General features: G+C 71.3%; 10 protein-coding genes and 1 pseudogene. 3 read left to right on the top strand and 8 right to left on the bottom strand.

The features are described from left to right. Window positions 1–32 precede the first annotated feature (32 nt). From betA to QR78_RS28200, 5 genes are all read right to left on the bottom strand, one after another. The gene (gene betA, locus QR78_RS28220) at window positions 33–1,727 is read right to left on the bottom strand and encodes a choline dehydrogenase (RefSeq protein WP_048430937.1); all 1,695 of its coding nucleotides are present in this window, start codon (window positions 1,725–1,727) and stop codon (window positions 33–35) included. Window positions 1,728–1,821: 94 nt separating this feature from the next. Beyond that, window positions 1,822–3,291, bottom strand: coding sequence for a betaine-aldehyde dehydrogenase (gene betB, locus QR78_RS28215; RefSeq protein WP_048430936.1), 1,470 nt, complete (start codon window positions 3,289–3,291; stop codon window positions 1,822–1,824). Window positions 3,292–3,390: 99 nt separating this feature from the next. Further along, entirely contained in the window at window positions 3,391–4,653 is a 1,263-nt protein-coding gene (gene choV, locus QR78_RS28210) for a choline ABC transporter ATP-binding protein (protein WP_244276332.1), read from the bottom strand. Then, window positions 4,650–5,507: a choline ABC transporter permease subunit gene (gene choW, locus QR78_RS28205; RefSeq protein ID WP_048430935.1), complete on the bottom strand. Its 858-nt coding sequence runs from the start codon at window positions 5,505–5,507 to the stop codon at window positions 4,650–4,652. The genes choV and choW overlap by 4 nt, the downstream gene beginning before the upstream one ends. Before the next feature lie 96 nt (window positions 5,508–5,603). Continuing rightward, window positions 5,604–6,545 (bottom strand): choline ABC transporter substrate-binding protein, encoded by a 942-nt coding sequence (locus QR78_RS28200; RefSeq protein ID WP_048430934.1) that lies wholly within the window; start codon window positions 6,543–6,545, stop codon window positions 5,604–5,606. Between the two features lie 291 nt (window positions 6,546–6,836). On the opposite strand from QR78_RS28200, the gene betI reads away from it, so the two are divergent. The 3 genes from betI to QR78_RS28185 all read left to right on the top strand — a co-directional run bounded on the left by betI (window position 6,837) and on the right by QR78_RS28185 (window position 11,276). Further along, on the top strand, window positions 6,837–8,819 hold the full coding sequence (gene betI / locus QR78_RS28195) for a transcriptional regulator BetI (protein ID WP_053221130.1): 1,983 nt from the start codon (window positions 6,837–6,839) through the stop codon (window positions 8,817–8,819). Between the two features lie 486 nt (window positions 8,820–9,305). Next, window positions 9,306–10,283, top strand: a complete 978-nt coding sequence (locus QR78_RS28190) for a TorF family putative porin (RefSeq protein ID WP_053221129.1) — start codon at window positions 9,306–9,308, stop codon at window positions 10,281–10,283. Between the two features lie 186 nt (window positions 10,284–10,469). Further along, window positions 10,470–11,276, top strand: a complete 807-nt coding sequence (locus QR78_RS28185; RefSeq protein ID WP_048430933.1) for a trypsin-like peptidase domain-containing protein — start codon at window positions 10,470–10,472, stop codon at window positions 11,274–11,276. Between the two features lie 10 nt (window positions 11,277–11,286). On the opposite strand, the gene QR78_RS28180 is transcribed toward QR78_RS28185, so the two are convergent. From QR78_RS28180 to QR78_RS28170, 3 genes and pseudogenes are all read right to left on the bottom strand, one after another. Then, window positions 11,287–11,649, bottom strand: coding sequence for a hypothetical protein (locus QR78_RS28180; protein ID WP_048430932.1), 363 nt, complete (start codon window positions 11,647–11,649; stop codon window positions 11,287–11,289). A 26-nt stretch (window positions 11,650–11,675) separates the two neighbouring features. Next, window positions 11,676–12,242 (bottom strand): hypothetical protein, encoded by a 567-nt coding sequence (locus tag QR78_RS28175; protein WP_048430931.1) that lies wholly within the window; start codon window positions 12,240–12,242, stop codon window positions 11,676–11,678. An 8-nt stretch (window positions 12,243–12,250) separates the two neighbouring features. Further along, window positions 12,251–12,727 (bottom strand): annotated as a pseudogene (locus tag QR78_RS28170) (YncE family protein); the annotation flags it as partial. Window positions 12,728–12,908 lie beyond the last annotated feature (181 nt).

Genomic DNA, 12,908 nt, shown 5'->3' with positions numbered 1-12,908 from the left:
CCGGCCCCCCGGGGTTTTCTTCGGCCTCCCCGTCACGCCGCGCGGGCGGGGGGACTGCGGACCGGGGCCGCCCCGGCGACGAAGTAGGGCGCCTCGCTGCGCGGCAGCGGCGCCCGGCCGCGGATCCGGTCGGCGATCTTCTCGGCCATCATGATCGTCGGCGCATTGAGGTTGCCGGTCACGATCAGCGGCATGATCGAGGCGTCGACGACCCGCAGGCCCTGGAGGCCGTGGACCCGGCCCTCCCCGTCCACCACCGCCATCGCGTCCTCGCCCATCTTGCACGAGCAGGAGGGGTGGTAGGCGGTCTCGGCGTGCTCGCGCACGAAGGCGTCGAGCTCCGCGTCGGTCCGTCGCGCCGGCCCGGGGCTGATCTCGCGGCCGCGATAGGGGTCGAGTGCCGGCTGGGCGATGATCTCGCGGGTGAGGCGGATCGCGTCGCGGAACTCGCGCCAATCCTGCTCCGTCGCCATGTAGTTGAACAGGATGCTCGGATGCTGGCGCGGGTCGCGGGAGGTCAGGCGGATGCGGCCGCGGCTCGGCGAGCGCATCGAGCCGACATGGGCCTGGAAGCCGTGCGCCTTGATCGGGTTGCTGCCGTTGTAGCTGATCGCCAGCGGCAGGAAGTGGTATTGCAGGTTGGGCCAGGCGAAGTCCGGGCTCGAGCGAATGAAGCCGCCGGCCTCGAACTGGTTGCTGGCGCCGATCCCGGTGCCGAGAAACAGCCACTGCGCGCCGATGGCCGGCTGGTTCCAGGGCCGCAGGGCGGGAGCGAGGGAGACCGGCTTCGTGCATTCGTACTGCACGTAGATCTCGAGGTGGTCCTGGAGGTTCTCGCCGACGCCCGGCAGGTCGAGCACCACCGGCACGTCGAGGCCGCGCAGGAGGTCCGCCGGGCCGACGCCCGAGCGCTGGAGGAGCTGGGGCGAGGCGATGGCGCCGGAGCAGACCAGCACCTCGCGGCGCGCCCGCGCCTCGGCCGGCCGCCCGCCCTTCAGGTAGGCGACGCCGCTCGCGCGCCGGCCCTCGAACAGGATCCGGTCGGTGAGCGCCCCGGTGACGATGGTCAGGTTCGGGCGCGCCCGCGCCTGGTCGAGGTAGCCCCGGGCCGTGCTGGAGCGGCGCCCCTTCGGGGTCACGCTCCGGTCCATCGGCCCGAAGCCCTCCTGCTGGTAGCCGTTGAGGTCGGGGGTGCGCGGGAAGCCGGCCTGCACCCCGGCTTCCACCATGGCGGCGAAGAGCGGGTTGCTGCCCGGCTTGGCGGTCGTCACGCTCAGGGGACCGTCGCCGCCGTGATAGGGGTCGGGCCCGATGTCGCGGCTCTCCGCCTTGCGGAAATACGGCAGGCATTCGTCGTAGGACCAGCCCGAGAGGCCCGGCAGCTGGGCCCAGCCGTCGTAGTCGAGGGCGTTGCCGCGGATGTAGCACATGCCGTTGATGAGCGAGGAACCGCCGAGCCCCTTGCCGCGGCCGCATTCCATCCGCCGCCCGTTCATGTGGGGCTCGGGATCGGTGAGATAGGCCCAGTTGTAGCGCCGGCCCTGGAGCGGGTAGGCGAGCGCCGCCGGCATCTGGGTGCGGAAGTCGAGTCGGTAATCCGGGCCGCCGGCCTCCAGCAGCAGCACCGTCGTGTCCCGGTCCTCGGTGAGCCGCGTGGCGAGCACGTTGCCGGCGGAGCCGGCGCCGACGATGATGAAGTCGTACTCGGGTGCGTCTGTCTGCGGCATGGTCTCGGATCCGGTCTCGGGGGACGGGCGGCGCGGGTCGGTCGCGGGGACCGGGACGCCGCGCCGCAGCGGCGGGTCGGTGTCGGTTCCTGCGTCAGAACACGGGGGCGAAATCGCCGAGCTCGACCTGGATCGACTTCGTGCGGGTGAAGCGCTCGAGCGATTCGAGGCCGTTCTCGCGGCCGAGGCCCGATTGCTTGTTGCCGCCGACCGGCATCTCGGGGGGCGACTCGCCCCAGGTGTTGATCCAGCAGATGCCCGCCTCGAGCCCGTGGACGATCCGGTGGGCGCGGACGAGGTCGCGGGTGACGACGCCGGCGGCAAGGCCGTACGAGGTGGCGTTGGCCCGGACGAGCACCTCGGCCTCGGTCTCGTAGGCGAGCAGGCACATCACCGGTCCGAAGATCTCCTCGCGCACGATCTCCATGTCGTCGCGGCACTCGGCGAACACGGTCGGCGCCACGTAGGCGCCGGCCGCGAGGGCGCCCTCCGGCGCGTGGCCGCCGACGAGGAGCCGGGCGCCCTGCTCGACGCCCGAGCGGATGAAGCCCAGGACCTTGTCGCGGTGGGCGTGACTCGCCAACGGCCCGAAATTCGTCGCCTCGTCGAGCGGGTCGCCCATGCGGATGCGCGCCACGCGCGCCAGCACCCGCGCGGCGAAAGGCTCCATGAGGTGCGCGGGCACGAAGACCCGGGTGCCGTTGGTGCAGACCTGGCCCGAGCTGAAGAAGTTCGCCGCCATCGCGATATCGGCGGCGCGGTCGAGGTCGGCGTCGTCGAGGACGATGAGCGGCGACTTGCCGCCGAGTTCCAGCGTCACGTCCTTGAGGGTCGAGCGGGCGGCGCCCGCCATCACCTTGGAGCCGGTGGCGGTGCCGCCGGTGAACGACACCTTGGCGATCGCCGGATGCTCGGTGAGCCAGGTTCCGATCTCGGTGCCCAGGCCCGGCAGGACGCTGAACACGCCCGCCGGCAGGCCGGCCTCGGCGTAGATCTCGGCGAGCGAGAAGGCGGTGAGCGACGTCACCTCGCTCGGCTTGAACAGCATCGCGTTGCCGGCCGCGAGGGCCGGTGCCGACTTCCAGAGCGCGATCTGGATCGGGTAGTTCCAGGCGCCGATGCCGGCGACGAGGCCGAGCGGCTCGCGGCGCGTATAGGCGAAGGAGGTCTCCCGCAGGGGGATCTGGCGCCCCTCGATCGCGGCGGCGAGGCCGGCATAGTATTCGAGCACGTCGGCGCCGGTGACGATGTCGACGCTGCGCGTCTCGGCGATCGGCTTGCCGGTATCGCGGGTCTCGATCTGGGCGATCTCGTCGTTGTGCGCACGCAACAGGGCGACCGCCCGCATCAGCACCCGGCCGCGCTCGCGCGCCGGGGTGGCGGCCCAGACCGCCTGGCCGGCCCGCGCGGCCTCGATGGCGGCCTCCAGGTCCTCGCGGGTCGTGTGCTCGATCTCGGCCAGCACGCTGCCGTCGGCCGGGTTGATGGCGCGGAAGCTGCGCCGCCCGGCCTCGGCGGCGGGGCGCCCGGCGATGAAGGGACGATGGATCGGAACGGACGACATGGTGGGCGACCTCGGCGGAGGTGGGATGTCGGGACGGCGCGCCGAAACGCGCTCGCGCTGGGGCACCGCGCCGGGGGCGGCGCCGGTGCGGGACGGCGCTCAGGGGTGCTGGAGCAGCCCGCGATAGATCTCGGTGTGGTCGCACAGGCCGGCCAGGCGCCCGAGATCGTCCACGAACACGATCGGGTAGGGCGAGCGCAGGCGCAGGTCGATCGCGGCTCGCAGCGGCAGGTCCACGGGGGCGACCACGAGGCCGGCCGAATTGCCGGCGCCGCTGCCGTCGACGTGGCCGAGGGGCATCTCGCGCCCGCGGACCTGGGCCGAGACCGGGCGCTCGGACCGATCGACGCGCAGGCGCACCTCGCCGCTTCCGTCGAGCAGAACGGCGTCGCCGTCCCGGCGCAGGGCTGCGGCGGGCGTCATCACCGAGCCGCTGTCGAACACCTCGAGGGGGTTCATGTGCTTGACGAACTCGGCCACGTAGGCGTTGGCCGGGCGCAGCACGATGTCCGAGGGCGTGCCGTACTGGACGACGTGGCCGCCCTCCATGATCGCGATGCGGTTGCCGAGCTTCAGGGCCTCCGACAGGTCGTGGCTGACGAACACGATGGTCTTGTTGAGCCGGCGCTGCAGCTCCAGGAGGTCGTCCTGCAGCTTGTCGCGGATCAGCGGGTCGAGCGCCGAGAACGGCTCGTCCATGAGCAGGATGTCGGCGTCGGTGGCGAAGGCCCGGGCGAGGCCGACGCGCTGCTGCATGCCGCCCGACAGCTCCTGGACCATCTTGTCGGCCCAGGCGTCGAGCCCGACCATCGCGAGCTTCTCGTCGACGACGCGGTTGCGCTCCGCGGCGGGCACGCCGCGCAGTTCGAGCCCGAACCCGACATTGTCGCGCACGCTGCGCCAGGGCAGCAGGCCGAATTGCTGGAAGACCATCGACACGGTGTTGAGCCGCACGTCGCGCAGGGTCGCGCTCCGACAGCGGGTGACGTCGACCGGCTCGCCGCGGTGACGCACCAGCACCGCGCCGCGCGCGACCTTGTTCAGCCCGTTGATCGCCCGCAGCACGGTGGACTTGCCGGACCCCGACAGGCCCATCAGGACGCAGATCTCGCCGGGACGCACGTCGAGGTTGACCTTGAACGTGCCCATCAGCACGTCGGTGCGCCGGCGGATCTCGTCGCGGGACTTGCCCTCGTCGGAGAGCGCGAGCGCGGCCTTGACGTTGCGCCCGAAGGCGATGTCGACGTCGCGCAGCGCGACGGCGCTCTCCCGCGCGACGTCCTGCGGCGCGGCGCCGGTGGGGGCCGCCGCCGGGACGGCGGCGGCCGAGAGGGTGCGCATGTCCTGGTCGACAACGGTCATCGGGCAGCCTTCCGTTTGCGTGGCGCCGGACGCTTGCACACCCGGTCGAGGATGACGGCGAGGACCACGATGGCGAGCCCGGCCTCGAAGCCCATCGCGATGTTGACGGTGTTGAGGGCCCGTACGACCGGCTTGCCGAGGCCGTCGGCGCCGACCAGCGCGGCGATGACCACCATCGACAGGCTCAGCATGATGCACTGGGTGATGCCGGCGAGGATGGTCGGCATCGCGCTCGGAAGCTCCACCTTGAACAGCATTTGCGTCCGGGTGGCGCCGTAGGCGAGGGCCGCCTCGCGCAGGCTCGGGGGCACCGAGGCGATGCCGAGCTGGGTCAGGCGGATCGGCGCCGGCAGCGCGAAGATCACCGTCGAGATGATGCCCGGCACCGTGCCGAGGCCGAACAGGACCAGGGTCGGGATCAGGTAGACGAAGGTCGGGATCGTCTGCATCAGGTCGAGCAGCGGCCGGATCGCCTCGTAGAACATCGGCCGGTGCGCCCCCATGATCCCGATCGGCACGCCGATCAGCACGCAGACCGCCGTCGACCAGATCACCAGGGACAGGGTCTCGATCGTGGCCTCCCAGTAGCCGAGATTCACGACGAGCAGCAGCGAGGCGACGATGAACAGGGCGAGGCCGATCGAGCGGTGCAGCAGGTAGGCCCCGAGGGCGAACAGCCCGATCAGCAGCAGCGGCGGCACGGCGGTGAGCCCGTCGGTCAGTCCCTGCACCATCGCGCTCAGGACCGTCGAGACGAAATCGAAGAACGGCTGCGCGTGCGTGTTCAGGAAGTCGACGCAGACCTTGAGCCAGATGCCGAGCGAGATTTTGTGGCTGACGATCCAGTCGTACATGGGGGGCCTGCCCGCTTCGTGGGATGACGGGGGCCCGCCGGGCACCGCCGGCAGGCTCGGGGGCGCGGCGGAGGACGACGCCCCCGCCGCAGGGCGTCAGTTGAGCCCGAGGCTCGCGCGGACCGCCGGCAGGGCGGGCTTGCCGTCGAGGGTCTCGACGCCGTCGAGCCAGTGCGCCCAGGTCTTCGGATTGGCCTTCAGCCAGGCGTCGGCGGCCTTCTCGGCGGGCAACCCGTCGAACAGGATCGAGCCCATCACCACGTTCTCGGTCGGCAGGTCGAAGGTCAGATTCTTGAAGAACTTGTAGAGGTTCGGGCACTGCTCGCCGTAGCCGGCGCGCAGGTTGGTGAAGATCTCGGCCCCGCCGTAGTTCGGGCCGAAGGTGTCGTCGCCGCCCGACAGGTAGCGCATCTTGAACTTGGTGTTCATCGGGTGGGGCTCCCAGCCGAGGAACAGGATCGGTTCCTTGCGCTGGACGGCCCGCTCGACCTGGGCGAGCATGCCCTGCTCGCTCGATTCGACGAGATCGAAGCTGCCCAGCCCGTACTTGTTGTCCTTGATGATCCCGAGGATCGTCCGGTTGCCGTCGTTGCCCGGCTCGATCCCGTAGATCTTGCCCTTGAGCTGGCGCTTGAATTTCTGGATATCGTCGAAGCTCTTGAGACCCTGGTCGTACAGGTACTCGGGCACCGCGAAGGTGTATTTGGCGCCGGTCAGGTTCGGCCCGAGCACCTCGATCTCCTTCTTGTCGAGGTAGGGCTTCCGGTCGGCCTCCATCGTCGGCATCCAGTTGCCGAGGAACACGTCGATGTTCTTGGCACCGAGCGACGCATAGGTCACAGGGACCGAGAGGATCTGGCTCTTGGGCGCGTAACCCATGCCGGTCAGCACCCGGGAGGCGAGTGCCGTCGTCGCCGTGATGTCGGTCCAGCCGACATCGGCGAAGCGCACCGCCTTGCAGGAAGCCGGATCGGCCGCCGCCGCCGGCGTGGCCAACAATGACGCGCCCAGGAGCGCACGAGCCAGGACAGTTCGCATGACACCTCCCACCACACCCAGGCCGCGCCACCCGTCGGCCGAACCCGTTGAACACCCATTCAATACACAGACTGGCGTAAAGTCACGCAAATTTTTTCAACAATCCATGCTGCTTTGCGCGCCGTTCGCGCCGGATATTGTGCGTCGCAGCACGTTGATCGAAGTCCATGGGGGTATAGGGCCGGTACGGTCGGCGGGGCGACCCGGCGGACCGGCCTTGCCGTCGAGAATGCTTTGAATGATCATTCAACCGGCTGACGGCGGTGTGGCCACCCACGGGGCGAGGGGCGGATGAATCGACAGGAGACCCTGCAGAGCTTCGAGGCGGTCCGGCGCCGCCACCTCATCGAGGCGACGATCGAGACCCTGGCGGAGGTCGGCTTCAAGGCCGCCTCGCTGAGCGAGATCGCGCGGCGGGCCAACGTCTCGACCGGCCTCTTCGCCCACTACTTCGGCGACAAGGACGGGTTGCTCGAGGCGACGCTGCGCTTCATGGCCGCCCGCCTCGCCCGGGCCACGGCGGCACGGCTGGCGGAGGCCGCAACCCGGCGCGACCGGCTGTTCGCGGTCGGCGACGCGGCGCTCGCCGACGAGGAGTTCGACCGGCGCACCAGCGCCGTCTGGCTCGCCTTCTGGGGCCAGATCACGCATTCGAGGCGCTTCCAGCGGGTGCAGCACGTCTACCAGCGGCGCATGGTCACCAACCTGAGCCACGCCCTGCGCGGCCTGGTGCCGGAGGATTGCGTGGCGACCTACGCGACGATGATCTCGGCGATGATCGACGGACTCTGGCTGCGCTCCCACGTCGCCGCGGGCGGCGACGGAAGCGACGGCGACGCCGCGCAGGCGCGCCGCACGGTGCACGCCCTCATCGACGGCCTGCTGGCCGGCGCCTCGCCGCGGCCCGAGGCGGCGGCGCCGTCGATCCGGGTCTCCCGCCCCGCGGACGCCGCGCCCCCCATCCGCCACCTCAGCCCCGCGACCGGGGAGGAGATGGCGTGCTTCTCCCCGGCGCGCGCGGCCGAGATCGACCGCGCGGTCGAGGACGCGGTACGGAGCCTTGCCGCCTGGAAGGCCCTCGGCGCGCCCGGCCGGGGACGGGTCCTGCGGCGTTGCGCCGAGAGATTGCGGGCGGAGGGCGCGGACCTCGCCCGCCTCGAGAGCCGCGAGACGGGCCGTCCGCTCCGCCACACCGCGGGCCCCGACCTCGCCGACGCGCTGACCCTGCTGGAGCGGGCGGCCGCCCTCGCCGAGGGGAGCGCGACGACCTGGACCGATCTCGGCGAGGGCCGGGTCGCCCGCCTGCGGCGCGGTCCCGCGGGCGTGGTCGGCGCCGTCCTGCACTGGAGCGCGCCGGTGCTCGGCCTGTGCGCGCGGGCCGGCGCGCTCGCCCGCGGCAACGCCCTCGTCGTCTGCGCCGATGTTCGCGCCACGCGCACGCTCGCCCGCCTCGCCGCGCTCCTCGTCGGCGCGGGCTTTCCCGAGGGCGTGCTCACGGTCCTGCCGGGCGATGCCGAGAGCGCGGAACTCCTGCGCGCCCATCCGGGCCTTCTCGGAGAGCGGGACGTGGCGGGCGGCCTCGATCTCGGCGCCGGGATCGGGGCCCGCAAGGCCGGCACGATCGTGCTGCCGGGGGCCGATCCCGCCCGCGTCGCCGCGGCGATCCTCGCCGGCGGCCGGAGCTGGACCGGATCCTCCTTCGCGAGCCAGTCGCGCCTCTACGTCCAGACCGAGGCGCTGCCGGGCCTCCTGGACGCCCTGCAGGCCGGGGCGGCCGGCCTGCACCCCGGCGACCCGCTCGACATGGCGACCGCGATCGGACCCCTGGTGTCGCCGGAGCACCGGGCCGGCCTCGAGGCGGCCCTCGACGCCGACCTGGCGGCCGGTGCGAGGCTGGCGACCGCCGGGCCTGCCGGCTCGGGCTGGCCCGCCGTCCTGGTGCTCGATCGCTGCACGGAGGAGATGCGGCTCGTGCGCGGCCACGCCTTCGCGGCCGTCGTGGCACCGATCCCCTTCGACGACGAGCGCGGGCTTGCCGCCCGCCTCGCACGGGGACAGGGGATGGACGGCCCGACGGCGTTCGGCCTCTTCTGCGGCGATCCCGGACGGGCCTGGCGCCTCGCCGATGCCCTCGACGCGGATCTCTGCGTGATCAACGACGACGCGCCGCACCGGGACGGCCGGGGCGCGGCGGCCATCGACCCGCCGGCCGCGGGACGGGAACAAGATCGTGCGATGCGCGTTATCGGCCCTGGCCCCGGCAACGTGGAATGAACCCAGCCGGGGCGCCGCGATGCCGCGACGAGGACGATACCGCCCCCGCGCGAGGTGATGGACTGGCCGCTCCGGGCGTTTTTCCGACGCCGGCCTGTCGAAAGGCCGCCTCGGACGGGCGCCCAGCGTCGAATACCGAATAACCCATTTAACTTTGCGTTATTTGACTTTATTTACTGACGTAATGAACGGCGTATAGCAACACATCAGATATTTTAACCTTGTTCTAATTAAGAAACCCGACGAAAATTCGACTTCGATACCATCCCCGATTCCGATTGTGGCAGGATTACATCATCTTGCCGTACGTCAATCTTAATCCGGGTTGAACGCGTGACAGGATGCCGCTGCTGCGGAACAAATGAAGTGCTCAGGGTGCGTTCTTTGGTGCAGACAAAGAGCCGCGGAGCCAAACACCACGCCAGTCCCTGCGCGCCGACCCCGCGCGAACGCTGTGCTGTTTTCCTCCAGCATCTGGACAATCCGATGTCGATTCGCCTCGCGCTGCTGTCCCTTTCCCTTACCCTGACCCTTCCGACCCTGGGGCATGCGGCCGACGCGCCGGTGCCGAAGCAGGCCCCGGCGGTGGTGCCGACGCTGCCGGCGGTGGACCCGCAGATGGTCTCTGCGGCCTTCGGCTTCCGCTTCGTGTCGGACTACAACTCGCGCGGCATCTCGCAGACCAACCGCCATCCCGGCGCACAGGGCTACCTCGAGTTCCAGATGCTCGACGGGCTGTTCTACACCGGCATTTCGGGCGAGCAGGTCGACCTGCCGAACCGGCCCTCGATGGAGATGGATTTCTCCGCCGGCATCCGGCCGACCTTCGGCGCCTGGTCGTTCGATCTGGGCTACGTGTTCTACAACTACCCCGGCGAGCGCGCCCTGATCGGCCCCGACGGCACGATCTACACCGCCAACAACGCCGATTACTACGAGTTCGTCGGCAAGGCCGCGTACGCGGTGAACGATGCCCTGACGCTCGGCGTCAACGTCTACCATGCACCGAGCTACTTCGGAACGCACGCCCCGGGCACCTACGTCTCCGGCATCGCCAAGTACACGATCCCCGAGGGCACCTTCGGCATGCTGCCGAGCGGCCTCCTGCTGTCGGCCGAGGTCGGCCAGTACTTCCTGGGCACGACGAAGGCCTCCTTCGGCGTGTTCAAGCTGCCCGACTACACCTATGGCAACGTCGGCATCGCCTACACCTACAAGAACTTCACCGTCGACCTGCGCTACCACAACACCAGCCTGACGAAGAGCGAGTGCGGCCTGCTCACCGCCGATCCGCGCAGCATCTTCAACGGCACGTTCCGCTCCAACTGGTGCGGCCAGGCGGTGGTCGCGACGGTGTCGGTCGACGTCACCTCGAAGGATCCGGGCATCTTCTCCGGCCAGGAGACCCTGGCCCCGTCGGTGCCGGCGCGCACCAGCGACGCGGAAGGGCCGGCGGTGCGCTGACCGGACGCCTCGTCCTCGCGGACGGGGCGCGAGGGTCCGGTGTTGCCAGAATCCGGCCCTCGCAGGCCGGATCGGCGGTGAACGCAGGTGTCGCAGCGGCACGCCGATGTTGCCGCTTGACGCTGGGGCGTCACCGATCTGTAATTCTCGCGGGTTCGACAAGAAGACCCGCGAGGATCCAGGCCCATGCCCCATCCGAGACGGCGGATCCTCGCGGCCCTGGTCGGCATCGCGCTCCTGCCGGGGCCGGCGGTGGCGGAGACCGTCCGGCTCGCCGCGCTCTACCCGCAGGACGGCCGCCGGGCGATGGCCGCGCCGGATTTCGCCCGTTTCCCGGGTGCTGGCATCCTGTTCTGCCGCGACGCAGGCGGCGTGCCGAAGCGAGCGGCGGCGGCCTGGCTGATCGCCGGGCCGCGGGTGGTGATGTTGAACGCCCACAATTTCCGCAGCCGGCGCCTCGAAGTCACCCGCGCGGTGGCGGATTGCTTCTTCCAGATCGCCGGCCGCAACTACGATTTCGAGCCCGAGAGCCTGCATCTCGGGGTGCAGCCCGGGGGGAGCGCACTCCACATCACCGACGACTGGGCCCTCCTCGCCCTGCGCGAGCCGGTGACGGCCGCCGCCGCGCAGCCGCTCCCGGACGAAGCGGGCCGGCTGCCCACCGGCGGCGAGACGATCCCGGTGACGATGGTCTCCCCGGCCGGTCACGAGAATTTCGGCAGCGCGACCAGCCTCGAGACCTGCGCCATCCGGCAGATCGACCGGCCGGGCGAGGACGGGATCCGCATGGCCCGGCACGATTGCAACAACGGCTATGGCGGTTCGGGATCCGGCCTGTTCGACGCGGCCGGGCACCTGATCGCGATGCATAGCGCCTCGCTGTCGATGAATTCCCGCCGCACCTATGACGGCGAGTTCCATTACGGCTCGGCCCTGATGCTCGAGGGCCCGCTCCTCGACGCCCTGCGCGAGGCGGCGGCCCGGACCCGTTAGGAGCGGGGTCTCAGCCCGGCCCGATCAGTCCGGGCACGATCGTGCCGTTCGGCCCGAACCGCTCCTGCGCCAGGCGGCAGCTCGCCGACGGGTCCTTCTGGTAGGCCTGGGTGTAGGTCGCGGAGCGGATCAGCGCCTCGCCGTGCGACAAGGCCGCCAGATCGGTACCGAGCCGTTCGACGACCTCCTTGAAGCGGGCGTAGTCCGGCTTCGTGCCGGGGCAGGATTCGACCACGAACCGGACCAGACCGGACAGCTTGATCGCATCGTTGTTGACCGTGCCGGCGACGGCGGGTCCCGGGGCTTCGGCGGACAGCGCCGGGGTGAACCACAGGGCGGAAGCGAGCCCCAGGGCGACGAGGGTGGTGCGCATCGGGATATCCTCAGGGAGGGATCGGGTCAGCGGGGAGCCGGGGGGCTCGCGGGACGGCGGTCGTCCGCCCCGTTCTCGTCGCGGTCCGGCCCGCCCTGCGCCGCGTAGCGCTCCCGGAGCCGGTCGAGGGCCGTGGCGTGGTCGGCGCCGGCACTGCGCAGGTTGACGTAATGCTGGCACAGGGCGCCGTAGAGCTGCCGGCGCCCGGTCGGGGCCGCGACCGCGGTGAGGCCGGAGATCAGGGTTCCGGGCTCGGGGGCGCCCGCGATCATGCGGGTGACCTGCGCCGTGCGGTTGGCGATCATCCGCTCGTCCTCGATGAAGTGCGGCCGTGCCTGGTCCAAGGCCGCCTTCAGGGCGGAGACCGCCGCATCCCCGGCCGGCACCGGATGTCCGGCGGTGCGGGCGGCGAGCCACAGGGCGGGATCGGTCCGGTCGTCGGTCCCGAGCCATTCGGAGCGGGCCGCGTCGGCGCGGCGAACGACGACCGGCGGAGCCTCTTCGCGAGCCGCCTCGTCGCCGCAGCCGGCAAGCGGCAGGAGGATAGCGGGCGGCAGGAGGGCGGCGAGCGCCGCGCGGAGGGGGACCGCCACCGCGTGCCTCACCGGAGCGCGACCGCGAGGCCGCGGGGACCGTCGGCCAGGGGCAGCCGCGCCAGTTCCCGCCGCGCCTGCGGGTCGACGAAGGAGAGGTCGCCCGAGAACCAGTTGGCGACGGCGACGCGGCCGTCCGCCAGAGCCAGCACGCCCTCGGGGTAGCGTCCGACCGAAACGTCGCCGAGAGGCGCGAGGCCGTCCGCCGCGATCACCGTGACGGCGCCGGCATGCTGGCGGCTCACCACCACGAAGCGGCCGTCGGCCGTGACGGCGACGCCGTAGGGCATCGCCCCGACCTTGACGGTGGAAAGCGTCGTCAGCGTCCCGGTCGCGATCACCGTGACGTCGCCGCTGCGCACGTTGGCGACGTAGAGGCGCGCATCGTCCGGGCTCAGGGCGAGGGCGAAGGGCCCCTCGCCGGCCGACGCCGTGCCGACCTCGCGCATGGCGGCGGTATCGATCACGACGACCCGCCGGTGCTCCCGGTCGGCGACGTAGAGCCGCCCGCCCGTACGGTCGAGGACGAGGCCGGCGGTGGCGGTGCCCGGTCCCGCCGGCCCCGTCCTCGACCGTACGGGGGGGCGGCTCTACGTCGCCGACCGGGGGCACCGGCGGGGGGTCGGGTATGACTACCCCGCCCTTGCGGCGGGCGGCACGGCGGCG

Origin of the sequence: Methylobacterium indicum, from assembly GCF_001043895.1 — a bacterium.
In the GTDB taxonomy this organism is placed as follows: domain Bacteria; phylum Pseudomonadota; class Alphaproteobacteria; order Rhizobiales; family Beijerinckiaceae; genus Methylobacterium; species Methylobacterium indicum.
Note: the sequence above shows the minus strand (reverse complement) of the source record. Positions and strands in the feature narration are given on the sequence as shown.